This is a genomic window from Rhodospira trueperi (assembly GCF_900101965.1).
In the GTDB taxonomy this organism is placed as follows: Bacteria; Pseudomonadota; Alphaproteobacteria; order Rhodospirillales; family Rhodospirillaceae; genus Rhodospira; species Rhodospira trueperi.
Window position 1 is genome coordinate 38,551 of the sequence record NZ_FNAP01000016.1, and the last position, 24,522, is coordinate 63,072.

At 67.2% G+C, this 24,522-nt stretch carries 20 protein-coding genes, 1 other RNA gene and 1 pseudogene; 11 read left to right on the forward strand and 11 right to left on the reverse strand.

Annotation, left to right across the window (positions count from 1 at the left end):
* Positions 1-120: 120 nt before the first annotated feature.
* Positions 121-1,398: a PAS domain-containing sensor histidine kinase gene (locus tag BLS85_RS16340; RefSeq protein WP_176793838.1), complete on the reverse strand. Its 1,278-nt coding sequence runs from the start codon at positions 1,396-1,398 to the stop codon at positions 121-123.
* A 337-nt stretch (positions 1,399-1,735) separates the two neighbouring features.
* Positions 1,736-4,864 carry an intermembrane phospholipid transport protein YdbH family protein gene (locus tag BLS85_RS16345; protein ID WP_143027231.1) on the reverse strand — a complete coding sequence of 1,043 codons (3,129 nt, stop codon included), beginning with the start codon at positions 4,862-4,864 and terminating at the stop codon, positions 1,736-1,738.
* Positions 4,865-5,235: 371 nt separating this feature from the next.
* On the opposite strand from BLS85_RS16345, the gene BLS85_RS16350 reads away from it, so the two are divergent.
* Positions 5,236-6,468, forward strand: coding sequence for a flagellar hook protein FlgE (locus BLS85_RS16350; protein WP_176793840.1), 1,233 nt, complete (start codon positions 5,236-5,238; stop codon positions 6,466-6,468).
* 10 nt (positions 6,469-6,478) lie between these two features.
* Here BLS85_RS16350 and recR read toward each other — a convergent pair whose 3' ends face one another.
* The 5 genes from recR to ffs form a co-directional block, all read right to left on the reverse strand.
* Positions 6,479-7,078 carry a recombination mediator RecR gene (gene recR / locus BLS85_RS16355; RefSeq protein WP_092787832.1) on the reverse strand — a complete coding sequence of 200 codons (600 nt, stop codon included), beginning with the start codon at positions 7,076-7,078 and terminating at the stop codon, positions 6,479-6,481.
* A 99-nt stretch (positions 7,079-7,177) separates the two neighbouring features.
* A complete protein-coding gene (locus BLS85_RS16360) occupies positions 7,178-7,609 on the reverse strand; it encodes an EamA family transporter (RefSeq protein ID WP_092787814.1) in 432 nt (143 codons plus the stop codon).
* A 37-nt stretch (positions 7,610-7,646) separates the two neighbouring features.
* Positions 7,647-7,970 (reverse strand): YbaB/EbfC family nucleoid-associated protein, encoded by a 324-nt coding sequence (locus BLS85_RS16365; protein ID WP_092787815.1) that lies wholly within the window; start codon positions 7,968-7,970, stop codon positions 7,647-7,649.
* Positions 7,967-9,877, reverse strand: a complete 1,911-nt coding sequence (locus BLS85_RS16370) for a DNA polymerase III subunit gamma/tau (protein WP_092787816.1) — start codon at positions 9,875-9,877, stop codon at positions 7,967-7,969. The genes BLS85_RS16365 and BLS85_RS16370 overlap by 4 nt, the downstream gene beginning before the upstream one ends.
* A 36-nt stretch (positions 9,878-9,913) precedes the next feature.
* An RNA gene (gene ffs / locus BLS85_RS16375) (signal recognition particle sRNA small type) lies at positions 9,914-10,012 on the reverse strand.
* Positions 10,013-10,128: 116 nt separating this feature from the next.
* Here ffs and BLS85_RS16380 point away from each other — a divergent pair.
* Positions 10,129-10,245, forward strand: a pseudogene (locus tag BLS85_RS16380) (winged helix-turn-helix domain-containing protein); the annotation flags it as partial.
* 14 nt (positions 10,246-10,259) lie between these two features.
* Positions 10,260-11,615 carry a sensor histidine kinase gene (locus BLS85_RS16385; RefSeq protein WP_092787818.1) on the forward strand — a complete coding sequence of 452 codons (1,356 nt, stop codon included), beginning with the start codon at positions 10,260-10,262 and terminating at the stop codon, positions 11,613-11,615.
* 158 nt (positions 11,616-11,773) lie between these two features.
* Here BLS85_RS16385 and BLS85_RS16390 read toward each other — a convergent pair whose 3' ends face one another.
* From BLS85_RS16390 to nikR, 3 genes are all read right to left on the reverse strand, one after another.
* Positions 11,774-12,802: an outer membrane protein assembly factor BamB family protein gene (locus BLS85_RS16390; protein WP_092787819.1), complete on the reverse strand. Its 1,029-nt coding sequence runs from the start codon at positions 12,800-12,802 to the stop codon at positions 11,774-11,776.
* A gap of 72 nt (positions 12,803-12,874) precedes the next feature.
* Complete coding sequence (locus tag BLS85_RS16395; protein ID WP_143027232.1) at positions 12,875-13,801, reverse strand: hypothetical protein; 927 nt, start codon at positions 13,799-13,801, stop codon at positions 12,875-12,877.
* Positions 13,802-14,219: 418 nt separating this feature from the next.
* The gene (gene nikR, locus BLS85_RS16400) at positions 14,220-14,642 is read right to left on the reverse strand and encodes a nickel-responsive transcriptional regulator NikR (RefSeq protein ID WP_092787833.1); all 423 of its coding nucleotides are present in this window, start codon (positions 14,640-14,642) and stop codon (positions 14,220-14,222) included.
* A gap of 221 nt (positions 14,643-14,863) precedes the next feature.
* Here nikR and BLS85_RS16405 point away from each other — a divergent pair, with 221 nt between their 5' ends.
* The 7 genes from BLS85_RS16405 (at position 14,864) to BLS85_RS16435 (ending at position 22,088) form a co-directional block, all read left to right on the forward strand.
* Positions 14,864-15,652, forward strand: a complete 789-nt coding sequence (locus BLS85_RS16405; protein ID WP_092787821.1) for a DUF4198 domain-containing protein — start codon at positions 14,864-14,866, stop codon at positions 15,650-15,652.
* Between the two features lie 137 nt (positions 15,653-15,789).
* On the forward strand, positions 15,790-16,386 hold the full coding sequence (locus tag BLS85_RS16410) for a hypothetical protein (protein ID WP_218128462.1): 597 nt from the start codon (positions 15,790-15,792) through the stop codon (positions 16,384-16,386).
* A 560-nt stretch (positions 16,387-16,946) separates the two neighbouring features.
* On the forward strand, positions 16,947-17,150 hold the full coding sequence (locus tag BLS85_RS16415; protein WP_092787822.1) for a hypothetical protein: 204 nt from the start codon (positions 16,947-16,949) through the stop codon (positions 17,148-17,150).
* Positions 17,147-17,749, forward strand: coding sequence for a hypothetical protein (locus BLS85_RS16420; protein ID WP_092787823.1), 603 nt, complete (start codon positions 17,147-17,149; stop codon positions 17,747-17,749). The genes BLS85_RS16415 and BLS85_RS16420 overlap by 4 nt, the downstream gene beginning before the upstream one ends.
* On the forward strand, positions 17,746-19,131 hold the full coding sequence (locus BLS85_RS16425; RefSeq protein WP_092787824.1) for a primase-helicase family protein: 1,386 nt from the start codon (positions 17,746-17,748) through the stop codon (positions 19,129-19,131). Before BLS85_RS16420 ends, BLS85_RS16425 begins: the two co-directional genes overlap by 4 nt.
* A 397-nt stretch (positions 19,132-19,528) precedes the next feature.
* Positions 19,529-20,122 (forward strand): hypothetical protein, encoded by a 594-nt coding sequence (locus BLS85_RS16430; RefSeq protein ID WP_092787825.1) that lies wholly within the window; start codon positions 19,529-19,531, stop codon positions 20,120-20,122.
* Positions 20,112-22,088: a phage terminase large subunit family protein gene (locus BLS85_RS16435; protein ID WP_176793842.1), complete on the forward strand. Its 1,977-nt coding sequence runs from the start codon at positions 20,112-20,114 to the stop codon at positions 22,086-22,088. Before BLS85_RS16430 ends, BLS85_RS16435 begins: the two co-directional genes overlap by 11 nt.
* Positions 22,089-22,282: 194 nt before the next feature.
* Here the strand turns inward: BLS85_RS16435 and BLS85_RS16440 are convergent, their stop codons facing one another.
* Positions 22,283-23,122 carry a DUF3800 domain-containing protein gene (locus BLS85_RS16440; RefSeq protein WP_092787827.1) on the reverse strand — a complete coding sequence of 280 codons (840 nt, stop codon included), beginning with the start codon at positions 23,120-23,122 and terminating at the stop codon, positions 22,283-22,285.
* A 509-nt stretch (positions 23,123-23,631) separates the two neighbouring features.
* On the opposite strand from BLS85_RS16440, the gene BLS85_RS16445 reads away from it, so the two are divergent.
* Positions 23,632-24,522, forward strand: an 891-nt coding sequence (locus BLS85_RS16445; RefSeq protein ID WP_143027208.1) for an IS66 family transposase, incomplete at its 3' end; no start/stop codon positions are given.

Consider the following 24,522-nt stretch of genomic DNA (forward strand, 5'->3'; position numbering starts at 1 on the left):
ACATCGGAAAAGGCCGGCCGCCCGATCAGAGAAGCGCAAGCCTTTCACCAGCCGTGATCGGTGCCGATCTGATCGCCACCCTCCGGACGGGAGGAAGCGCTGGCGTCCATGGGCGGGGGATCAATCCCCGGTCGCCGGGGGCAGTCCAAGGCGGAAGGTGGTGCCCTCGCCCTGAACGCTCTCCACGTCGATCGAGCCCTCCAGGCGGTCCATCATCTCCTTGCAGATCAGAAGGCCCATGGCGGTTCCCGTTTCGCCGCCGGTGCCGATAAGCGACGCCCGGGCGCCGACGTCGAACAGGCCTGCCAAGTGGTCGGGCGCAATGCCGACGCCGGTATCGCTGACCGAGAGGGTGACACCGTCCGCCGCCATATCGGCCCGGATCGTGATGCTGTCGCCCGGATGGGTGAACTTGATCGCATTGCTGATGAGGTTGCGCAGGACCGTGTCCAGCATGCTGACATCGGCCCAGGCGCGAGCCATCCCGGTCTGCTCGACCTCGATGCTGACTCCTTTGGCCTGGGCGGCGTAGCGATAGCGTTCGATGTTGGTGGCCACCAGTGTGCCGATATCCACGGCATCGGGATTGATCTCGATCCGATCAAGCTGGATGCGCGACCAGGACAACAGGTCCTCCAGCAGTTTGTGAACCTCGGTGGCGGCGCGGTGCAGCAAGGCGCCGTACTCCACCACCCGATCCGGCGGCAGGCTGCCGCCCTGGGTAGCCAGGATCTCGGAAAACCCGAGCAGGGGTGTGAACGGGCTCCGCAGGTCGTGGGCGACGACGGAGAAGAATTTGTCCTTCTGCACGTTCAGCGCCTCCAGCCGGGTCCGGTTTTCCTCCAGCGACTCGGCGAGGGCGACCAGTTCCCGGGCCTGACTTTCCAGCCGCTGTTCCTGGTCCCGCAACTCGGTGATCTGGGCCTCCATCTCCTCGGCCCGCTCATTCAGCGCCCGTTCCGTTTCCTTCAGGGCGGTGACATCCGTATGCGCGCCGATCATGCGCACCGGACGGCCGGCCTCGTCACGGATCATCATGCCCCGGCACCGGATCCAGACGGTGTGCCCGTCCCTGTGCCGATAGCGCACCACCTGATCGAAGGGGTGAGTCGGGTCGGCCTTGTGCTTTTCGAAGTTGTTGAGCGCGACCTTGAGGTCGTCCGGATGGATATTGGACTGCCACCAGTCCACGGTGTTGTCCATCTCGTGGTCGGCGTAGCCGAACACCTCCTTGAAGCGTGGGCTCAGCCACTCCTCATGCATGCCCTCCAGGTCCCAGTACCAGAGCCCGTCAAGTGAGCCGTTCTGGAGGAAATCGAAGATGGCCGGATCGGTGCGGACGCGTTCGTACAACTCGTCCTTCAGCCAGTGCGTGCCGCCCGTGTTCCCGCCGGTCATGTCTGGGTTGGTTTCCTGAACAACTGCCTGCTTGTCGACACTTCCCACCATTCGGGTCCGATCTACGTCCGATGTCGATTAAACGCGCTCGACGGAACCCGAGTATGCCCCCGATAGTCGAACGCGGTCGACGATGAACACTCGCACTTCATGGGCGCGGAACGGCCCGACTCCGAACAGCGCTCCAAATTCGATTGAACAACCGCCCCATCAACCGATTGCACTGAGTGTTTACGATATTTCCATGACGTCTGGAGTCGTGACCGCACGGGACTTGACCCCGGCACCCAACCGCACGCGCCCGCGCCACCCGCGACTCGGAGGCCTCGAAACCGCGTCAGTGACTCCCAGGATCCAAGCCCATCGACCGCAGCTTTTCGGTGATCCGCTGCGGAATCGTATAGCCCTGGAGCCCCTCCTGAAGCAGACGGGTCAGCGGGCCGCTTACACTTAGATTAATTTGAAACGGGTATCCGTCAAGGACCGCGTCGTTGGCCCCGTCCAGACGCACCGCCATCGCCATGTCATCGCGCGTGTCGCCATTCAGGGTCAGCGACAGGTCGCTGTACTGGAAGTTCTCCAGTGCCCGCCGCGCCAGATCCACGCCCTGCATGCCCTCCGGCAGCGCCTCGCCGGTGTACCGGACCACGCCGGGTCCGATGGTCGCCAGTCGCCCGGCATCGACGCGGACCGCGCCGGGTGTGAGCACCAGCGGCAGGCGGCCGTTGACCTCCCCAGAAATGGTCAACCCATCGACCGGAGTCAAGGCGGCCAGCTCGGCGAGGTCCAGTCCCTCGACCGTCAGGGTCAGGGGCACCCGGTCGAATCCGGCCAGCGGAACCAAGGCTTCGCTGACGGTGATGTCACCGTCGGCGAGGCGCATGCTGGCCCCGTCCAGCACGAACGCCCCCTCTTCTCCATCAATGTGATAGGTGACCTCCAGGTCGGTGAACGGAACGCCCATATCCAGCCCGCCGGCCACCAGGTCCTGGGGAGGGGCGGTCAGCGGGGCGAGGTCCGTCAAGTGGACCACGCCGTTCAGTTTGTGCAGCCGTATGGCGCCGTATGCGGCCCCGACGTCCACCAACCCGATCAACAACTCCGGGCGCGGGCGGCCGCCGTTACGCCACGCCAGCGTGCCTTGGAGGCCCACGGTGCCCTCGCGGGTGCTGAGATCGACCAGCGCCCCGTGCAGGTGCCACGGTTGAACCCCTTCGTTCCCCAGGGGGAGAGGTGTTCCGGCAAGGACAAGCCGACCGTCCCGCCCGTCGGCCGAGATCCAGCCCCGCGCCGACGCCAGGGTGGCGCGGAACGGCGCCCCGATGGCCGCGTCCACCCGCAACCGCCCGGTAGTCTCCGCATCCGGCGACACCGTGCCGCGCACGCGCAGCGGTCGTAGCGGATGGCGTTCCCCCTCCGGCGCCGGAGGCTCGCCCGGCAGATCGGGCAGCACCGCCGTCACATCGAGCGTGGGGCCGTCCGGCGTCAGGGTCAGGTCGGCCGTGGCGGTCGAGACCCGCCAGTCGGCCAGTCGTGCCCGCGACACCGTCGCCGACAGCGCGAACGGCGCTCCGGGAACCGGCGGCAGGCGCCCGGCCGCCGTCACCCCCTCCACCCGCCCCGTCACGGTGCCGGTCAGATCGACGGGCTGGAGCGCCAGACCCAGCGTCAGGGCCGGCGCGCCGTCCTCCATTCGGTCAAGGATCACCACATGCCGGCGATCCCGCGTCAGCGCCAGGGACAGCAGGGACGGCCCGGTCCAGGCCCCACCGGTGGCACGCGCCGCCGCGATCTCCAGCGCGCCCGTGTTCAGGGTCACCTCCGCCCGGGATGGGGACAGCGCCACCGTTCCGGCGGCCGTAAGGTGGATCGGCCCCGCCAAGAGGCCCGCCGTCTCCAGACCGGCCGCGTCGGCCCGCGCCCGCAGCGTGCCCGTCACGCGCCCGTCGCGCAGATCCAGGCGCGGGCTCGACAGCCCCGCCGTCACCCGGCGCAGTCCCATCGGCGCCACGCCCTCGGCTGTGATGGTCAGGTCTCTGATGCGGGCGGTTCCCAGCCCGTCCACCGGGGAGGCTCTCCCCTCCAGGCGAGCCGACAGGGACGCGCGGGCGGACCCCGCATCGCGCGCGGTCACCGCGCCGTCGAGGTCCACGGCCCAGACCGCCGGACCATCCACGTTCGGCTCCGGCGTCAGGGTGGCGCGCCACGCCTCGCCGCCCTCGCGCGCCGACACGGTCAGGTCAAGCGGCAACACCGGGGGCGCGCCGAGCCCCGATGCTAGAGCCTCGACCAGTGCCGGCTCCGGGTCCGGCGCCGTGACACGCAGCGGTGTCACGGCCCGCCAGACCAGACCAGCGTCGTCGAAGGTCAGGCGGCCCGCCGCGTCCACCCCAATCCCGGATCCCAGGACCGGGGCCACCGCGTCGCGGACCCGAAGGTTCAGATCCACGGTGCCGCGCGGCCGTGCGGCCACGCCCGACACACGCCCCTCGGCCGTCACCGCCAGCCGCGCCGTTTCCAGGCGCAGACGCCCGCGCGCCTGGGGCGGACCCGACGCCGGATCCGTGCCCAGGGCCAGCGGCAGGCTGAGGCGCGGCGCCTCGCCGCCGTCCACGGGCTCGACACGCAGGTTCAACGGTCCCTCGGCAAGCGCGGCCAACGCCGGGTGCAAGGGAGCCAGCAGGGCCGGATCCACGGCGTCGGCCCGCAGCGCGAGAGAGTCGGCGGTCAGCGACAGCAGCCCATCGCGCCAGTCCAACCGCAGCGTGCCCCGGCCGGCCAGACCGCGCGCCAGCCCCGGCCGGTCGCGTTCCTCCGCCTGGACCATGGCCACGGCCTCGAACGCCGGTGTGGGCCACGGTCGGCCCCGTCCCTGAACCACCGCGAACAGACCGGCCCCGGACACGGTCACATCCGCGCTCGCCTCCGGCTCCGCTCCGGTCGTGTCCAGCCCGCCGTCTCCCAGCGCGCGCAGCGACCCCCAGGGTGTGTCCAGCGTGACGCGGAGGTCATTCAGGCGCAAACCGTCGAAGGGAAGGTCGGGCGTGCGTCCCGTTCCGCCACCTCCGCCGCTGCGCAGAAGGGCGTTGAACGGCCCGGCGTCCAGGCCTGTGTCCGGCGCCCACGCCAGCGCCGCGTCGGCACCGCTCACGGTCACCGACTCAATCCGTCCCCGCGCCAGACCCTCCGGGGTATAGGTTGCGGTGATCCGGTCCGCGATCACCCGGCCGCCGCCCAAGCGGACGTCGCGCAGATCGAGCCGATCCGGCTCCAGCGCAGCCACGGTCAGCGCGGCGGGACCAAACCCTGCACGGGCCAGCGCCCAGGGCGCCAGCGCCTCCACCAGGGGAACGCGGGCCACCCACAGCGCGCCTGCAAGGGCCCCCAGGGCCAGCACCGGCCCGAGAATGTCGCGTGCCAGAAATCGCCACAGCGGCCGGCGGCCTGGCGGGGACCTGGGGGACACATCGGTCCCGGACGAAGGAGACGGAGGGTCTGTCATGCGGGCCGGGGCCTTGACCGGAACGGGAACGCCGCCAACTCTACCGGATCACGCGCCCGGTGGCATCGGTCCAGAGCACGCTGCCCTGCTCTGCCTGGAGGTTCATGTCGAGGCGGTCGCGTGCGCCCTGCGGCGTTGTTCCTCGTTCCGTCGGGCTGTTGTCCGCAAAGCGTCCCCACCCGGCACGTCCCGACGGGGAGGCGGCAGATTCTGCCGGGCTCGGCGGCGCTGTGGCCAGACAGACCGGCGCGTTCCGCGGGCTCACACTGGCACGGCGTGTGCTTCGGTCAGCGACGGAAGAGTCCGTTCCCCGCGTTCCGCACGGAGCCCGCACCATGAGTGTGTTCGCCGCCCTCCATACCTCGTCCCAGGCCATGGCAACGCAGTCGCATGTCATGGAACGGATCAGCGGCAACGTCGCGAACGTCAACACGACAGGCTACAAGGCGTTCGACGCCCATCTGAGGGACAGGGTCAACCACGTCTCGGCATTGGGCACTTTCCTTGGGGTTGGGAGCGTCGATATCCGGCGCATGGAGCAACAGGGCGTCACCGTCGCCACGTCCAACGCGCTGGACATGGCGATCAACGGTCGGGGCTTTTTCGTCACCAATCCGAAGTTCGACCTCTCCGATACACCGCACTATACCCGGAATGGGGCGACAACCACCGCCCTGGGCGACGACGGGAATTCCTATCTCGCCACGACCGCCGGCCAGTTCATCCTGGGATGGGCGGCCGACGAGGACGGCGCGGTGGACACGACCGGTACACCGGCGCCGATTCAGGTCAACAGCCTCGATCCGCTGCCGGGGGCGCTCACGACCGAGGCCACGTTCGCAGGCAACATCGAGGCCAACTCGACCCAGAGCCATAACTTCCAGGTCAATCTCTGGTCCAGTCCGAACGATCAAGGTGAGAACGATCCCTATGCCCTGGTGATGACCTGGGAGCCCGGCGCCCCGGGAAGCAATGCGTGGACCGTCAGTTACACCGTGCGCGGCCCGGACGGCAGTGTTCAAGTCCTGCCCGACACCACGCCGGTCAGCTTCGACGGGCGCGGTCAGTACCAGTCTCCGGCGGTCAATCCGGTTCTGACGATTCCCTTCGCGAACGGTCCATCGGACGTGACCCTCGACCTCTCTGGCATGACCCAGTTTGGCGGCGCCGGTTCCCATGAGAAATACCAGGCAGCCAACGGATACGCCCAGGGAATGATCTCGTCGGTTCGGATCGATCCGTTCGGCCGGTTGACCGCCAGCTACAGCAATGGCCAGAGCCGGATTCTGTCTCAGGTGGCGCTGGCCGATTTCACAGCGCCGCAGCACCTGCAGGACGAAGGCAACACCTCCTTTACCTATCGGGAGGAAGCCGGCGAAATGGCGCTGTTCGGGGTCGAGGATCGAAACGCCAGCAGCGGCATCCAGCCCTCGGCCGTGGAGGCCTCGACGGTTGATCTGGCGGAGGAATTCTCCCGCATGATCATCACGCAGCGGGCGTATTCGACGTCGGCGACGGTCTACCGCACCTCCGATGAAATGATCCGCACGGCCACGGACCTGAAGTGACGGGCGGGGGTCAGACCGGTCGGCGCGCCCTGAGGGCGGCCCCGATGGTGCCGTCGTCGAGATAGTCCAGTTCGCCCCCCACCGGCACGCCCTGTCCAAGCGAGGACACGGTCAGACCGGGGGCCACGGTGGCCAGCCGGTCGGCGATGACGTGCGCGGTGGTCTGGCCGTCCACGGTCGCGCCCAGGGCCAGCACCACCTCGCGGACAGCGCCGACGGCACAGCGGGTTTCCAGCGCGGGAATGGTCAGGTCGTCCGGACCGACGCCGTCGAGCGCCGACAGCACGCCGCCCAGCACATGGTAGCGGCCGGCGAAGGCGCCTGCGCGGTCCATCGCCCACAGATCGGCGACATCCTCGACCACGCAGATCAGGCCGTCGTCGCGGCGCGGGTCGGCGCACACGGCGCAGGGGTCGCGGGTGTCGAAGTTGCCGCAGATGGAGCAGGGCCGCACCCGCTCCGCCACGTCCCCAAGGGCGGCCATCAGGGGCCGCAGCGCCGTTTCGCGATTCTGGATCAGGTGCAGGGCCACGCGCCGGGCCGAACGCGGCCCCAGTCCGGGCAGCCGCGCCAGCAGGGTCATCAAGCGGTCGATTTCGGGACCGGTCACGGCGCGGCCACCCGACATCCGGGTTCCGTTCGGACGCTCATCGGGAATAGACCCCCAACACCGCTGGCATGAGGCGAAAATCCGGGTCCATCAGGCCCTCTAAACCGCAACCAGCAAAGCGCCGCCCGTGATGAGGACGACACCCAGCCAATTGATCGTGCTGAGGCGCTCTCCCAGAATCCAAACGCCAAACAGCGCAACCAGAACAACGCTCAGTTTGTCGATCGGCGCCACCCGCGCCGCATCGCCCAGCTTCAGGGCATGGAAATAGCACAGCCACGACGCGCCGGTGGCCACCCCGGACAGCACAAGGAACAGGACGGGACGGCCGGACAACCCGGATATCCCCTGCCACCCACCTGTCAGGGTCAGGATCACGGTCAGCAGTGCAACCACGACCAAGGTTCGGACCAGGGTCGCCAAGCCAGTGCCGATGTCCGAAACGCCGATCTTGGCAAAGACGGCCGTCAGAGCGGCGAACACGGCGGCCAGCAGTGCCCAGAACTGCCACGAGGCGAAAACCGTTTTCATCCTGGCCCGATCCTTCCGCGACCGGCGCGAGCGGCCGTCACATCGGCAGGTTCATGCCGGGCGGCAGCTTCATGCCGCCGGTCACTTTTTGCATTTCCTCTTTCATGGCTTCCTCGGCCTTGGCCTTGGCGTCGTTGAAGGCGGCGACGATCAGGTCCTCCATCATCTCCTTATCCTCGGGATCGACGATGGCTTTGTCGATGGACAGGCGGCGCATGTCCCCCTTACCGCTGATGACCACCTCGACCATGCCGCCGCCAGAACTGCCGGAGACCTCCATCTCCTGCAGTTTTTGCTGCATCTCGGCCATCTTGGATTGCATTTCCTGGGCCTGCTTCATCAGGTTGCCAAGGTTTTTCATGTGTCGTCGTCTCCGAAACCATCCCCGAACGCCCCGAAGGCCGGCGCGTCCTCATCGGGCTCTGTGATGAACTCTCCGGCGGCCACGGCGTCGCCGCCGTCGTCCACCATGTCGGTCGGTGCGTCCGCGTCGGCGGCCAGCGTCCGGACGGCGCCGATACTGGCCCCCGGAAAGACCTCCAGCACCGCGCGCACCAGGGGGTCCGCCAGCACGCTGGCGTGAAGCTGCTCGTGCAGCGTCGGATCACCCGGCTGGTCGGAGACCATGACGACCCAGCGCCGCCCCGTCCAGTCCTGAAGAGCCGCGCTCAGCCGTCCGGCCAGATCGCGGGGTGCCTCCGGGCCCGGATTGATCTCGATTCGGCCCGGTTCAAAGTGAACCAAGCGCACGTCGTGGGTGAGGTGCTTGGCCAGGCGGCCCTCGCGTCGATCGCGGGCCAGATCGGCCACGGCCTGAAAGCTGGCCGGCCCGTCCGCTCGGGCCGCGTCCCGCCGTTCAGGGTTTGGCGCGGGCGGCGGATCGGCCGGAAGCGGACGGCTGTCGGCCAGGGCGACCACGGTGTTATCGCGTCCCGCCCGTGCCGCTGGCCCCCCAGTCGGGGCGGAGGCGGAGGCGGACGCCGATGCCGACGGTCGCGGTCCCGAAGTGCCGCCGCCGCCTGTCGCCGGGCCGGCACCTCCAGTCCCGCCACCGTTTCCGTCCCCGGCAACACGGGCCACCACTTCCGCCGGGGGCGGCAGGTCGGCGGCATAGGCCAGCCGGATCAGGGCCATCTCGACGGCCTGCAACGGATCGTGCGCGGCGCGCGCCTCGCCCAACCCCTTCAGCAGCATCTGCCACGCTCGCGTCAGGGTGGCGATGGACAGCCCGCCGGCCATGTCGCGACCCCGCGTGCGCTCGGCCTCTGGCACGGCGGGGTCGTCCTCGCCGCCCTTGACCACCTTGAGGCGCGTGAGCCAGTGGGTCAGGTCCAGAAGGTCCTGCATGACCACCAGCGGGTCGGCGCCCAAAGCGTACTGCGCCGCCAGAAGCTCCAGCGCGGCGGCGATGTCGCCCTTCATGACCGACTCGAACAGGTCGAACACGCGGGTGCGGTCGGCCAGCCCGAGCATCTCGCGCATCTGGTCCTCGGTGACCGCGCCCTCGCCATGGGCTAGGGCCTGGTCGAGCAGCGAAAGCCCGTCGCGCACGGAACCATCCGCGGCGCGCCCGATCAGAGCCAGCGCGGCCGGTTCGACCGAGCCCCCTTCCTTTTCGGCGATGCGGCCGAAGTGGGTGGCCAATTCCTCCTGGTCCACGCGGCGCAGGTCGAATCGCTGGCAGCGCGACAGCACGGTGACCGGAACCTTGCGGATTTCGGTGGTCGCGAAGATGAACTTCACATGCTCCGGCGGTTCCTCGAGCGTCTTCAACAAGGCGTTGAAGGCCGGGGTGGAGAGCATGTGGACTTCGTCGATGATGTAGACCTTGTAGCGCGCAGACGTCGGCCGGTAGCGCACGCCGTCCAGGATCTCGCGGATGTCGTTGACACCGGTGCGGCTGGCAGCGTCCATCTCCAACACATCCACATGGCGGTCGGCCATGATGGCGGTACAGTGCTCGCAGACCCCGCACGGCGAGATCGTCACCCCGCCGGAGCCGTCCGGGCCGACGCAGTTGAGCGCACGGGCGATCAGCCGCGCCGTGGTCGTCTTGCCGGTGCCGCGCACGCCGGTCAGCATGTAGGCTTGGGCCAGCCGGCCGTTCCTGACGGCATTGGTCAGGGTGCGGACCAGGGCCTCCTGGCCGATGAGCTGATCGAAGGTGGTGGGGCGGTATTTGCGCGCCAGCACGCGATAAGCCGTCTCCGACCCCGTTTGCGGACCCGGCGGCGCATCGGTCGGGGCCTCGGCGGGGGGCTCGGTCATCGCTGTCGAAGCTGTGGGGGTGAGGCGGCGCGGCGAAGTGGAAGACTGAACGGCGACCCGGACCGAAACTCGTTACGGCTGCTTCCTTCCGGACCTGACCGGGTTGGCGAGGAGCCCGTCCACCGCCAGCCTTCCGACTCCCACTATAGGAACCCGCCCCCCCGGGACGCAAGGGCTGTGTCGCGACACCGGTTCCATCCCGCGCTCGGAGACGTCACGAGGGCGGCCACGGGCGCCACGGTGACGACGACTCCCGGGAGGCAAACGCCCTGGAGGCCGTGGTGGCCCGCCTGCGGCGCAAGCTGAGCGCCGGGATCATCGAGACCCGGCGCGGATTAGGCTATATCCTGGCCGACGGTGGCGACTGACGGGATCTGTCATCATGGTCCGGCTTTCTCTTTCGTCCGTGCGTCTGCGTCTGCTGGCGGCCGGCGCCGTTTCCGTCGCGGCGGCGCTGGTGCTGGCCGGGCTCGGGCTCGCGCTGCTGTTCGAGCGCCACGTCGAACGGCGCGCCGTGGCCGAGCTGTCGGATCATCTCGATCAGGTGATCGCGGGACTGGACAGAACGGCCGACGGCGCCCTGATCGAAACCCGACTGCCGGCCGATCCCCGCTTCGACCGGCCACTGTCCGGGCTGTACTGGCAGGTCAACGCCGGAACGGAGGTGCTGCGGTCGCGCTCGTTGTGGGATTCGCGACTGACCCTGCCGGACGATGTGCTGGCCGACGGTCAGGTGCATGAACACCCGCTGTCGGGACCGACCGGAGAAACGCTTCTGGCGGTGGAACGGCGGGTGACCCTGCCGGCGCGGCTGGGCGGTGAGGCCGCGCGCGTAGTCGTGGCCCTGAACCGGGCGGAGGTGCGTGCGGCGACAGCGGCCTTCGTGACCGACCTGCTGCCGTATCTGGCGGTTCTGGGGCTGGTCCTGATCGGCGCGAGCTGGGCGCAGATCACGGTGGGTCTGCGGCCCCTGGCCGCCATCAGGGCGCGCGTTGAGGCCGTGCGCTCGGGGCGCGCCACGCGCCTGGGCACGGATTTCGCCGACGAGGTGCGCCCGCTGGCCGCCGAGGTCGATGACCTGCTGGAGGCCCGGGAGGACGACGTGCGGCGCGCCCGCGCCCGGGCCGCCGACTTGGCGCACGGGCTCAAGACCCCCTTGCAGGTGCTGGCCGGGGATGTGGAGCGACTGAGGGCGCGGGGCGAGACGGCCGAAGCCGATGGGATCGAGCAGGTCGCCGACGCCATGCGTCGTCACGTCGACCGTGAACTGGCGCGGGCGCGCATCGCGGCGGGCCTGACGCCGGCCACCTGCCGTCCGGCCGAGGTGGCGGATCGTGTGGTCGGCGTGGTCCGGCGAACCCCGGACGGCGCGCGGCTCACATGGCGGCAGGACGTGCCCGCCGATCTGGTCGCGCCCATCGACGCCGATGATCTGACCGAGGTGTTGGGCGCGCTGATCGAGAACGCGGCCCGGAGTGCGAGCTCTGACGTGGTGCTATCCGGTTGGCGGGACGGGGATGGCGCGGTTCTGACGGTCGCCGACGATGGCCCGGGCATTCCCGCCGACCAGCGCGCGGCGATGCTGGAACGGGGCGGGCGCCTGGACACCCGGGGCGACGGCACCGGCCTGGGGCTCGCCATCGCCCAGGACATCCTGGCCGCCTGGGGCGGGACGCTGGCATTGGACGACGCGCCAAGCCGCGGCCTGACGGTCCGGGTGACGTTCGTCGGGGCGTAATCGCGGCCGGTCGGCACGCTCCTTCGCCCCATTCCCACGCGTGCCTTGCGTGCGGCCCGCACCAGGTTCAATGTGCTTGCATGAACCGCAAGCACCGGAAGGCCCTGGCCGCTGAGGCACCAAATTGAGAGGAGTCAGGGGCCCGAAACGATCGATCTTCACCGCCCGGTCTCTGTGGGCAAGCCCGAAACTCGTGCCATCACCACATCCCCCTCGACCGTGCCGAACACCAGACGGTCGGGATCGGCGGTCGGGGTGACAAACGGACGCGCCCGGAACGGCAGGTCCGGGGCCGCCGCCTCGCGGCCGTTGGCGCGGTCCAGCACGTGCAGCCGGTGGCCCATGTCCAGGACCCACAGCCAGGGACCGGAGGCCCGCACCTCGGCCATGATCGGGGCCCAGTCGGCGCGGCCGTCGGAGCCGAAGCGGTGGGTGCGGGTCCGCCAACGCCGGTCGCCCGTCCGGGCGTCCAGGCCGATCACCCAGCCGGTCGGGGACCAGAAGTAGACCCCGCCTTCATGCACAAGCTGACTGTTGATGAAGTTGCCGGCCTCGAAGCGCCACAGAATGGCGCCGTCGGTCGGGTTCAGGCCGTAGACGGCGTCGTCGTACCCGCCGGCGACCAGAACGCCGCCGTCTGCTGTCAGCGCCATCTGACGCAGATATTGCCATTGTCCGAATCGGTCGATGGACCACCGCACCGCACCGCTGTCCGCGTCCAGCGCCGTCAGGTGGCCGTCACCGGCGCCCAGGAACAGCGTTCCGCCGCGAGCGGCCGGCGCGTAAAAGATGCCGGCGCTACCGTGAACCGTGTAGCGCCACAGCGGCGCGCCGTCCGCCAGGGCGAAGGCGGCCAGATCGGAGCCGTCGCCGACCAGCAGGCGGTTCCCATGCACAAGGGGCGCGCCGAAGGCCTCGGTCGGGGTCGCCCGCCAGGCGGTGCTCCCGTCGGCCATCTCCAGCACGGACAGGCCCTTGCGCCCGCCGATCACGACGTGCTCCGGCGCCGGTCGCGGCGCGAAGTTCGCGGGCATGGCCAGAGGCGATGTCCAGGCCCGGGCCCCATCCGGGCTCCAGGCCTCGGCCGTCGCTTCGCCGGCCACGATGATCCGATCCCCCTGGATCGCGGCGGGCGCCAGTGTCCTGTTTTCGGTGGTCCCGCGCCACGCCACGGCGACGGCGGGCACCCCGCCGGCCTGTCGCGCGAAGGCCGGACCGGCGAGGCCGGCCGCCCCTCTCCACGGACATCCCGGCGGGCGTCACTCGCACTTCGCCCCCTGGTCGATCCACTGCATCAGGATCTGGATGTTCGGGTGGTCGCGGTTCTCGCTGGGCTCGATACCGGCCGGCATGCGGTTTTCGATCAACCGCTGGTAAAGCGGAGAGGCGGCGGAATCGCCCGGAATGACGATCTTGGTGGGCTCCTCGCCGATGGCGGCGTGCGCGATGGCATCCGCCCCCAGCATGATGCCTTCGAAGCTGGTCAGGTCCAGTTCGTGGAAGCTGGGCGGTTCCTGGTTGGACATGTGGCAGTCCGTACAGGGCTGAAACCCGCCGAACGCCATGGGATCTTTGAACAGCGGCAGCACGTCCTCCTGGAAGACGTCGTCGTTCAGGGCGCCGTCGTCGATCCACATCTTGATGGTCTGGATGTTCGCGGTATCGCGCGGCGCGTCGAACGGCACACCGTAAGGCATGCGGTTGTTGCGCAGGTAGCGCCGCAGGCTGCTGTCCCCGGCGTTCCCCGGCTCGAACAGGGGGCGCGCTGGCGGTTGGGTGGCCCCGGTCTTGATGCCCTCGCAGGTGGTCAGATCAAGGCCCCGGTAGCTGGTCTCCGGATCGCTCGACGAGTGGCAGACCACGCACGCCGCGCCCTCGCCGAAGGCGTTCGGAATCCGCATCAGGGTGGCGATGTAGTCGTAGGGAATGGCGATGTCGCGGTTCTGCACCAGCTTGGCGACCGCCTCCTCGTGGCTGCTGGCGTAGGCGGGTTCTTTGTCCAGCGCCTGATAGTAGGCCTCCAGGCCGGTCAGGGGGGCGCTGTCTTTATGGTCGTCATCGTCGTCATCGTCGGCGAAGGCGGGCGAACCTCCGGCTAGTCCAAATCCCAGGGCGCCGACCATGGCCAGCGTCAGCAGGCCGCGCATCGGTTGGAGCCAGTCCGCATCAGGAAAGAAACGTATCATGGTTAAGTGTCCTCCCGGTTCGTTTCTGTATTCATGACGGCCAGGAGAGACCATTCACCAGCGCCGCTATTGGCGTGATGTCAAGAATGCTGCGTTGCGAAAACGCCGGAAGCCTAGGCTTCCGTCCCCCCTGGTTCGTTACGCGCGTATATCGCGCTTTTGTTATGTATCCCTTCTCTTATGAAGGGATTATGTACCCTGTCACACCAGACCGGATGGAATAATGAGAAATTTGTTTCGATCAGCGAAAATTAAGGCGTCGCTCGGCGCGCGGACCGGCGCCGTCCGGCCCGGCCCGGCCCGTAACCACGAGGTCGATGAGTCACTCTTTCTGATGGCCCGCCGTATGACGCTTTGAGTGCGTTTCGAGGGGGGCACCCTTTAGATGTTTGATGCTTGGTTGAACCGCCGTCGCGATTCACGCCGGATCAAGCGCTACCGGAATCAGTTGCAACCCGCCGTACCGAACGCCGCGCTGGGTGGTGACGCTGTCGGCGAGGGCGCGCAGGTCGGCCGGGGTGCCACGCAGGACCGCCACCTCCAGGCACGACCTGTGGTCCAGGTGGACATGCAGGGTCGCCACCGTCAGGTCGTGGTGGTGGTGCTGGGTCTCGATCAGGCGACGGCCGAGGTTGCGCCGGGCGTGGTCGTAAACGTAGCTGAGCGCGCCCAGGCAGGGCGCCTTGCGTTCCTCCTGTGCGGTGTTGGGGCCGTCGATGCCGATCGCCTGACGCAGGATGTCGCGCACGGCCTCCGAGCGGTTGGCGTAGCCGCGCCGGGCGATCAGGTCGTCGAGGGTGGTCAACAGGTCGCCGTCGATCGAGATGGTGACGCGTTCCATGTCCATGGCTCCGACAGGGGGCGCGCGCGGCCGAGGGACGGCGCGAGCGGGGCGCGCCATGATGGTCCGCCCGGCCGGGGCCGGCAACCGCACAGCCCACGGCGTCCGCCCCGTGCTTGACAGAGGTCGCTCCAGAGTGTGATGTTTCGTTTCGTTCTTCATACGGAACGCTCGATCCGCAGCCTCGTGCCCACCACCAAGATCAAGACGGGAGAGACGGAATGCCTGCGACACCGCGCCTTGGACTGATGGCGGCCCTGACGGCGGGATGGACCCTGCTGGCCATGCCGGCGGCCGCCCACTTCCAGGAATTGATCCCCGAGGCCGATGTTCTGCCCGAGGGCGGCGCCGTCAGCCTGGATCTGGTCTTCACCCATCCGGTCGACGGCGGGCCGGTCATGCCCATGGAGGCGCCGCGTCGCTTCGGCGTGGTGATCGGCGGCGAGGCGCACGATCTGGCGGACTCGCTGGAGTCCCGTCCGATCGACGGGGCACAGGCCTGGACCGCCACCCACGCCCTGCCCGAGCCCGGCGCGGCCGTGTTCTTCGTCGAGCCCGCGCCGTACTGGGAGCCGGCCGAGGGCAAGTTCATCATCCACTACACCAAGGTCGTGGTCGACAGTTGGGCTTCGGGTGAGGGCTGGGATGCCTTGGTCGGTCTGCCGGTGGAGATCATGCCGCTGGCGCGCCCCACAGGCCTATGGACCGGCAACACCTTTCGCGGGGTCGTGCTCAAGGATGGCGCGCCGGTGCCCCACGCCGAGGTCGAGGTCGAGTTCATCAACGGCGGGCGCGTCGCGCCGCCCAACGACGCCTTCGTCACCCAGGTCATCAAGACCGACGCGCATGGCGTGTTCGCTTATACCATGCCGCTGGCCGGCTGGTGGGGTTTCGCCGCGCTCACCGAGGCCGACGGGACAATGACCGCGCCTGACGGTCAAGAGGCGCCGATCGAGGCTGGCGCGTTGATGTGGATTAAGGCCACCGACATGCCGCGCGCGGGCCAATGATACCGGCCGACGATAGGATCGACTCATCGGTCTCGTGGTCACTGCGACGAACCGGTGACGATGAGTCTTTGTTTTTCTCGCCGCTGCGCCCCTTCGGGGGGCGCGGCTCCGGGCCGACGACATGGTCGTCGGGCGGTATGTTCACCCCGAGCATTCGCGCCGCGTGCCTGGGACTGGTGCTTCTGTTGGGTCCGCTGGCTGGCCCCGCCGTCGCGCACAATATGAAGGTGTTCGCCACCGTCGAGGCGGGGGAGGTTTCGGGCTACGGCTTCTTTGTCGGCGGCGGGCGGGCGCGCAACGCGGCGGTAACCGCGACCACCGGGGACGGTCGGATCGTCTTCGAGGGTAGGACGGACGCCGAGGGCCGGTTCTCGTTCACACCGGAGGGGCCGGCCCCGCAGGCCGTGACCGTCACTCTGAAGGTGGGTGATGGACACATGGCGTCCATCACCCTGGACGGGGCGCGCTTCGGTGCCGTCGCGGCGCCCGAGGCCGCCGCCGTCACGACGCCCGCGCCTCAGGACCTTCCGGACCCACCCGAGGAGCGTCTGGTGGCGCTCGTGGAAGCGCGGGTCGAGGCTGCGGTCGCCCGCCAGATCCGCCCACTGCTGGAGGCCCAGGCGGAGGCCGAGGCCCGCATCCGCGTCAAGGACATCGCCGGCGGCTTGGGCATGATCCTGGGCTTGGTCGGTATCGCCCTGTGGGCGCTGTCGCGGCGGCGCGAATCCACCTGATCGGGTTTGCGGAGGCACCGACTGGGGTGTTCGGACGGCACGATCACCCAACCCGGATGTCCAAAGCAAATCCCGAGCGATCCTGGACGGATCCCGACGACGATTTGCTTCAGTCACAAATGGCTGCGGCGACACGGCCTGTCGGGTCGGTGGTCGTCCCCCGAAGACTCGGTCGGAGGAGGACCAGCCGCAGCGTCGAGACCCTCTATCGCCGCGATATCGGCCGAACCGCCCGCCTTGCCGAGAGCCCATGGCCCGGCTGGAGAACGCGATGGGACCGGATCCTGCAAGCTGACCGGCCCGGTTCCAAAAGAGGGCGGAAAAACTCTATTGGATCAATGGCTGGGGGACCTGGATTCGAACCAGGACTGACGGAGTCAGAGTCCCAGGAAGACAATTGATTTTGTTTGGCTTTTCCTCGAACCACGAGGAAGGCCGCCCGTGCAAAAACAATGGGTTACAGGCCGTTTTCAAACGGCCTCAGGTCACCAGGACGCGATAGCGCCGCGCTGGGATTTATCCGTTGCCCGGTCCATCCATCAGGGCCTGGACGGTGCCCCATGACGGACCCAGCCCGTTTCGCCGACATGGCCGATCCCGAGCGGAACCCTCAGTTCCGGCGTCGCTGGATCGAGCCGGGCACCGACGGGACGGCCGGTCCCGCGCCCCGCGAGGTATGCGCCCCGGCCGACGATCCCCTGGACCATCTGGGCACCCTGATCGCAACCGACTTCCGCGCCGCCCGGGCCGGGGGGTGTCGATGATCGACCTGATTGGCGAGTTCCTGGACATGGCCGCCCAGGTCACACCACAGCATGACCTGGCGCTGGCGTCTCTCGGCGTGCCCATCAACTGGTTGCGGGGCTGGCCGAACACGACCCGATACGGTGTCACCCGGGCGACGCTGCCCCGTTCTGGTGCCTTCTGGGAGCCGCATCCCGATGGCGAGCCCGTTTGTGTTCTGCCGGATCAGATTCCACTCGACGGCGACGATCCGCTGTTCGCCATCGCCACCTTCGAGCCGTCCGATCTGATCGCGTTTCGTCCGAGAGACCCCTCCCGCTGGTGGCGTCGCGTCGGCGACGCGGTATTGATCAACCGCGAGGCCGTCGAGCGGGCCAAGTATCTGGACGAACCCTTGCCGGTCCACCCGGACCCCCTGGCCTGGATGGTGGCGCGCGGCGCCGGTGTGGTGATTGTGGATTGGGGCCGGCGGCCGTTGCGCCTGCACCTGTCCGGCCCGCCCTCGCTGGTGTGCGCGACCTATGAACTGGCGGACCGCCTGGATCGTCGGTTTAAGGCCGAACGTCGGGACGACACGCCGCGCCTCACCTTCATGCAAGAGGAGGTCGCGGCGGTATGAGCGAGCCCATTGACTTCGAAAAGGCCAAGAAGCAGCGCCGCAAGGCCAAGTCTCCCGACGATGACGGACCGTTGCACGAGATGAATGAGCGGTTCGGCCTGGTCAAGATCGGTGCCGAAAACCGCGTGGTCGAGTTCACGACCGGGGCCGATGGCAAGCCGACGACCGCGTTCCGAACGACCCGGGCCTTCCGGGAAGAATTCGGCAACCGCTTCATCCCGCGTGGTGACGCCTACAAGCCGATAGGCGACGTGTGGCTGAAGTGGTCCGGCCGGCGGACCTTCCAGGGCATCACCTTCGCGCCCCAGGGGGCGCCGGACGGCTGGCTGAACCTGTGGCAAGGCTGGTCGGTCGCGCCCGGATTGGGGACCTATGCGACCTTCCGTGACCACCTGTTGACGAACGCGTGCGACGGGGACGAAGACCTTTTCCGCTGGGTCTTCGCCTGGTTTGCCCAGATGGTGCAGGAACCGGAGAAGAAGCCGGGGACGGCGCTTGTCCTTCGGGGCGGGATGGGCACGGGAAAGACCATCGTCGGCGAAATCTTCGGCTCGCTGTTCGCCCATCACTATGTGCTGGTGGACCAACCCAAGCACCTGACCGGCCCCATCAACAGCCACATGGAATCCTGCCTCCTGTTGCAGGCGGACGAAGGGTTCTGGGCTGGCGACAAAGGCGCGGAGGGCCGCTTGCGCGGGCTTATCACGTCCGCGCGCCAGCTGATCGAACGGAAGAACGTCGATCCGATCCCGCTGCCCAATCTCACCCGTGTGCTGATCACGTCCAACCACGATTGGGTCGTGCCCGCCGGCCGTGATGAACGCCGGTTCGCGGTCCTGGACGTGGCGGACTATGCCAAACAGAACGCCGAATACTTCGGGGCCATCATGGATGAGATGGACAACCAGGGCGGCCGGGCCGCGCTGCTTGCCGACCTGTTGGCCTTCGACCTGTCCACAGTGAACTTGCGCGCCATCCCGCAGACGGCGGCCCTGGCGGAGCAAAAGGCCGCCAGCATGCCGCCGATTCATCGTTGGTGGTACGACCGACTTATGGATGGCGTGCCTGTCCGCGCCCTGGACGGCTACGGGGAGCAATGGGGCTGGGGACCGTATGTGGCCCCGATCCCGAAGGCCGTGCTGTTCGAGGATTATGTGCGCGCGTCGGAGCACACTGGGGACCGTCGGCGATCCAGCGAAACGCAGCTGGGGACGGAGCTCCGGCGCCTTGTGCCGACACTGGAGGTCATCCGGACCAATGCCGGGGGTGTTCGGAAATGGTGTTGGGTGCTCCCGACGCTGGAGGAATGCCGCGATCATTTTGCGAGCATGTATGGCCTCGGCAACCCCTGGCACCCAGAAGATGAGGAGTTTGGAGGGTAAGGTCCAACCTTGGTCTGTCAGGGTCCAACCTCGGTCCAACCTATGCACTCGGGAAAACGCAATGTTTTCAACGGGGAGTCCAACCGGTCCAACCAGTCCAACCTTTTCTTCGGGTTTCGCGCGCGTGTGTGCGCGGGCGTGCGCGCAAGACCCCCTTTATAGGTTGGACTGGTTGGACTGGTTGGACCAAGCAAGGCGTTCTGCGGGTTTCGGACGGTCCAACCTTGGTCAGGAGGTTGGACTCGGTTGGACCAAGGTCGGACCTAAAGGACTTCCCAATGAGATTCGGGTCCTTCCCAAAAAAGCGAGATGCGGGCATTTCGAACCGAGGCACTTCGCTAGCGTCAGGGCAAGAATTAAGCTAAACTCAGCACTGAACATGACAGGGCTATACACTATGCAGAACCAAGACGAGCCCCACATTGACCTTGACGGAGCCGTCATCACCAAAGCCGAGTTCGCCCGCCGTCTTGGGGTTTCGCGTGGCCGTGTCTCCCAACTGGTCCAGGCTGGCATGCCGACGCGCGAAGGCGGCAAGCTGGACGAAGCAGAGGCCCGGGCGTGGTACGCCGCCAATATCGACCCGTCGCGCCGCCGGGGATGCGCCGTGGTGAGCGAGGGCGCCCTCAAGGTCCTGGCGGCGGAGATGCCCCCCAGCGGGCTCCGAAACGGGCCGCACGGGGCCGCCCCCAGCGACCTGACCACCTGGCGCACCGAACACGAGCGCCTGAAGGCCGAAGAGCGGGCCATGCGACTGGCGCGGGAACGGGGGGAGACCCTACCCAAGGCGGACGTGGCGCGCCTGTTCGGCGACTTGGGGCGACACCATCGCGAGACCTGGTCACAGTTCCCCACCCGGGTGGCGCCGCTGCTGGCGGCCGAATTCGGCGTGTCCGAACCCGCCATGCTTCACGCCCTCGAAACCCATGTGCGGAACCAGCTGTCCGCCATGGTCGAGGCCCCGCCGGAGGTGTTCGCCGATGCTGGATGATGCCGCCGCCTGGTGCTGGGATGCCTACCGGCGGCAGGCCGCGCCGCCGCCGCTGCTGACCGTCTCGGAATGGGCGGACACATACCGCCGCCTGACCAGCAAGAGCGCGGCGGAGCCCGGTCCCTGGCGCACCGACCGCACGCCTTACCTGCGGGCCATCATGGACGCCCTGAGCCCGCAGGCGCCCTGGCAGCGCGTTGTGTTCGTGAAGGGGGCACAGCTTGGGGGCACCGAGGCCGGGAACAACTTCCTGGCCTATCTCATCCACTGGCACCCCGGCCCGATCATGGCCGTCCAGCCGACCGTCGAGGGCGCCAAGCGGTGGTCGCGCCAACGCCTGGATGACCTGGTCGAGGCGCCGCCGCTGGCGGGCCTGGTCAAGGATCCCCGGTCCCGGGACTCCGGCAACACAACCCTGCTGAAGGAGTTCCCCGGCGGGGTGCTGGTCGTGACCGGCGGCAACAGCGCGGTGGGGCTGCGGTCCATGCCGGTGCGGTTCCTGTTCCTGGACGAGGTGGACGCCTACCCCATCGACGCCGACGGGGAAGGCGATCCCATCGACCTGGCGGTGCAGCGCACCGCGACCTTCGGGCACCGACGCAAGGTGTTCCTGGTCAGCACGCCGACGATCGAGGGCCACAGTCGGATCGAGCGGGCCTATCAGGAATCGGACCAACGGCGGTTCTGGGTCCCATGCCCCCACTGCGGCGAATTCCAGGTGCTGACCTGGGATCAGATGCGCTGGACCGAGGAGGCGCCGGAGACGGCGTTCTACGAGTGCGCGCACAACGGGTGCGTGATCGTCAACGCGGACAAGGCGACCATGCTCCCCCGGGGCGAATGGCGGGCGGAGGCGGATGGCGACGGCGAGACCGCCGGCTTCCATATCAGCTCGCTCTATTCGCCCGTCGGCTGGCTGTCCTGGGCGGACCTGGCGCGCCAGCACGAGAAGGCGAAGGACTCGCCCGCGCGCATGCAGGTGTTCGTCAATACCAAGCTCGGGGAGACCTGGCGGGACCAGGGCGAGGCCCCCGCCTGGGAACACCTGTGGGAGCGGTGCGGCGGCTATACGGCCGGCGAAGTCCCCGAAGAGGTCGCCTTGCTGACGGCCGGAGCCGATGTCCAGCCCGACCGGATTGAGGTCGAGGTGGTTGGATGGGGCGAAGGGTTTCGGTCCTGGTCCATCAGCTACCACGTTCTGGACGGATCGCCCGAAGGCGAAGCGGTCTGGCAGGCCCTGGACCAGGTCGTTCGGCACACCTGGCGCCGCCAGGGCGGGGGCGATGCCCTGACCGTCCAGCGGATCGCCGTTGATTCGGGCTTCCTGACCCCGGCCGTGTATCGCTGGGTCGGCAGGACCGGGCAGAAGCTCGCCATGGCCATCAAGGGCCGCGCCAACATGATGACCGCCCTGGGCACCGCAACCCGCACCGAGGTGACCGGCGCCGGCCGGCGCGCCCGCACGCGCGGCGTGCGCGTCTGGACGGTTGGCGTGGACCTGTTGAAGGGGGAGCTGTATGGCCGCCTTCGCCTGACGCGCGGCGACGATGGCAGGGTGCCGCCCGGCTATTGCCACTTCCCGGAGGGCTACGAGGCCGAGTACTTCAAGCAGTTGACGGCGGAAGAGCTGGTCACCGGCACCAACCGGAAGGGCTACGAAACGCGGGAGTGGCGCAAGACCCGTCCGCGCAACGAGGCCCTGGACTGCCGCGTCTATGCTACGGCGGCGCTGCTGGCGTTGGGGGCGGCCCGCTGGGGACCGACCGAATGGGAAGCTCGGCGCCGGGCCAACGCGGGCGGGCTGCCCCTTTCTGCCCCCATGCCGGCGCCGCATGTGACGGCCGGCAATGATGAGACGGCGCCAGGGGGCAGCGCTGCCGACACCCCATCCGCGCACGGCGTGCGCGGTCCCTCCCCGCGGCCCGCGTCCAGGCCCGCGGTCATCCGGTCCAGCTGGTTGGGGTGAAACAGGCATTGGCTTGCCTGAAAAAGGTACATTCGCACCTAACTGCTTGAAAACGAGCCAGAATAAGTTCCTTTGAAGTCAATGGGTTAAGGTTGACATTGGGGCGCTTCCCACCTATATTGGGTATAGGCCCTGCCTTGCACGAAGTCTCAAGTGCCTACTTGGGATACGCCTCCGGCATAGTGCGGGCGGGGCTACTTTTTGTGCTTGGACATATCGGTGCGAACTCGATGGTTGCTTGGAATGAAGAGCCAATGCCGATATGGGTGAGTCCAATGATCTGACGCCTCTACGGTGCCCGTATTTGCGCCAATGTTAAAGTTTGGATATATTGACCGGATCCTGCGGCTAATTTCCTTAAACACCTCTTCCTTTGCGCGGGTTCTCTTGCCGCGTATCCTTTGGCCTTCCGGTTTAATTTTGTGCAAATCGTTAAGCCTAAAATTCATTGACCCAAGTATCACATCAAGGCACTGAAGAACGACGTGTTCGTGCGAGACGACATCAGCAATATTTTCACTTTTGACGATGATCTGCGCGCGCCGGAAATACGGGTTTTTTTCAAGGCCGCATATGTAAGACTTAAACTGAGCGACCTTCTCTTTCGTATCTGGCAATCGATCAAAATACACGCGAATTGATACTGGTTGCCCATCGAAATTACAATGCTGTAGGCCGAAAGCATGCTTAACAAACTGATAGTATAGTAAAAAGTACTCGTTCTCTAACTGATCTGCAGTAAGCCCGACGGGCTCACGTAGGTTTTGGGTGAACATTATGCGGACCTTCACGGACCCCGCATCAATAAGATCGAAAAATGCGTTCATAAGCTCTATGTACTTATCCCTATAATTTTCCGTAATCTTAACCCATTTTACTTCTCCATGAAGATTTAGATCTGTTTTTTTATCGTTGAGTGTTTGGCGAACAAAATCTATATTTTCGCCACCCACAAGCGCTCCGCCGTAAAAATTAGAAAAATGCACCCCTTTCTTTGCTGATTCGTCACAGTAAATCACAAGCTCTCTGGTCATGTGATCAAATCCAAATTCCAAAGTGATGGCACATCTGGACCGCGTCCACTCTATTTTTGGCTCCTGCCCCTTGCAACAACTGACAAGCGGAGCGGACCAATGCTACTGAGCCCGGATCACAACCCTTGAAACGGCGCGGCGGCAAGGCCGACCATATGATGCCTGTGGGCGGGCCACAGTACAACGGTGCGCAAGCCCTTGTTGACGACAAGGGACCGGCGCCCGCCCGAATCAATCGCTCTGGAATGTCAAGGACCTGTGTAATGTTTCAGAAGTTGGGCCGGGCAAGCGGATCACTTTCGCCATACCTGGCGAACGTGCGGGGGCGGCCGTCCGTGGCCACAGTGCGCCCGCCAGAAATCGTTGAAGATCAAGCTCCCCGAAACGGGGGAGCAAAGAAATCAAAGGCTTAGGCCCTTCTACGGTAACCGGGGCAGAAGTGCGGGCGGTGGCTGCGTCGCGACTCACATTTGGTTGCGCGAACTCGCGGTTCGTGATTCGCTGCGGGCATGGTCAAGCCGCCGTTCGACATTGATGCCCTGTATCCGGCGACGCTGAAGCCGTTGACGCTGGGCCTGCTGGAAGAGAACGCCCGGCTGGTGTCGGAGAACGGGGCGTTGCGCGACGAGATCGCGCGGCTGAAGGGTCTGAAGGGCAAGCCGGACATCAAGCCGCCCTTGAAGCCGTCTGGCATGGACAAGGCAACGGACAAACGGCCCCGGCGCGAGGGGAAGCGGCGGCGCGGGCCGAAAAAGCCGTCGGGCGTGGTCGAGGAGCGGCGGATCGCGGTCGATGGTGTCCCGCCCGGCTCGCGGTTCAAGGGCACCCAGCCGTTCACGGTCCAGGAGCTCAGGATCGAGGCCCGCACGGTGTGCTATCACCGTGAACGGTGGATCACTCCGGACGGCGTGACGATGCTGGCGCCGCTGCCCGATGGGGTCACCGATCACTTCGGTCCCGCGCTCAAGCGCTTCATCCTCGCCCAATACCACCAGGGCCAGACGACGGTGCCCCGCCTGGTCGAGATGCTGCAAGGGCTGGGGGTGGCGATTTCCCAGCGGCAGGTGGTGCGCATCCTCATCGCGTCAAACGACCAGTTCGTCACCGAGGCCCGGGACGTTCTGCGGGCGGGCCTGACCCACGGACGGTGGATTTCGGTGGACGATACCGGCGCCCGTCACCAGGGCAGAAACGGCGTCTGCACCCAGATCGGCAACGATGCGTTCACTGTTTTCGCCACCACGGTTTCCAAGAGCCGGCTCAATTTCCTCGAGCTTCTGCGGGCCGGGCACGGCGACTATGTGCTGAACGATCAGGCCTTCGCCGCCATGCGCCGGCGCGGCCTCGCCGGTTCCGTCATCGCCCGACTGCAGGCCCACCCGGACCGGTTTTTCGCCGAT

Bases quoted from the DNA above. Each gene is read 5' to 3' on its own strand.
- BLS85_RS16405 (WP_092787821.1), top strand. From the start codon at position 14,864: ATGCCTGCGACACCGCGCCTTGGACTGATGGCGGCCCTGACGGCGGGA.
- BLS85_RS16430 (WP_092787825.1), top strand. From the start codon at position 19,529: ATGCAGAACCAAGACGAGCCCCACATTGACCTTGACGGAGCCGTCATC.
- BLS85_RS16440 (WP_092787827.1), bottom strand. From the start codon at position 23,122: ATGACCAGAGAGCTTGTGATTTACTGTGACGAATCAGCAAAGAAAGGG.
- BLS85_RS16365 (WP_092787815.1), bottom strand. From the start codon at position 7,970: ATGAAAAACCTTGGCAACCTGATGAAGCAGGCCCAGGAAATGCAATCC.
- BLS85_RS16435 (WP_176793842.1), top strand. From the start codon at position 20,112: ATGCTGGATGATGCCGCCGCCTGGTGCTGGGATGCCTACCGGCGGCAG.
- BLS85_RS16350 (WP_176793840.1), top strand. From the start codon at position 5,236: ATGAGTGTGTTCGCCGCCCTCCATACCTCGTCCCAGGCCATGGCAACG.
- BLS85_RS16340 (WP_176793838.1), bottom strand. From the start codon at position 1,398: ATGACCGGCGGGAACACGGGCGGCACGCACTGGCTGAAGGACGAGTTG.
- BLS85_RS16370 (WP_092787816.1), bottom strand. From the start codon at position 9,877: ATGACCGAGCCCCCCGCCGAGGCCCCGACCGATGCGCCGCCGGGTCCG.
- BLS85_RS16385 (WP_092787818.1), top strand. From the start codon at position 10,260: ATGGTCCGGCTTTCTCTTTCGTCCGTGCGTCTGCGTCTGCTGGCGGCC.
- BLS85_RS16420 (WP_092787823.1), top strand. From the start codon at position 17,147: ATGATCGACCTGATTGGCGAGTTCCTGGACATGGCCGCCCAGGTCACA.
- BLS85_RS16410 (WP_218128462.1), top strand. From the start codon at position 15,790: ATGTTCACCCCGAGCATTCGCGCCGCGTGCCTGGGACTGGTGCTTCTG.
- BLS85_RS16360 (WP_092787814.1), bottom strand. From the start codon at position 7,609: ATGAAAACGGTTTTCGCCTCGTGGCAGTTCTGGGCACTGCTGGCCGCC.
- BLS85_RS16395 (WP_143027232.1), bottom strand. From the start codon at position 13,801: ATGATACGTTTCTTTCCTGATGCGGACTGGCTCCAACCGATGCGCGGC.
- BLS85_RS16415 (WP_092787822.1), top strand. From the start codon at position 16,947: ATGACGGACCCAGCCCGTTTCGCCGACATGGCCGATCCCGAGCGGAAC.
- nikR (WP_092787833.1), bottom strand. From the start codon at position 14,642: ATGGAACGCGTCACCATCTCGATCGACGGCGACCTGTTGACCACCCTC.
- BLS85_RS16425 (WP_092787824.1), top strand. From the start codon at position 17,746: ATGAGCGAGCCCATTGACTTCGAAAAGGCCAAGAAGCAGCGCCGCAAG.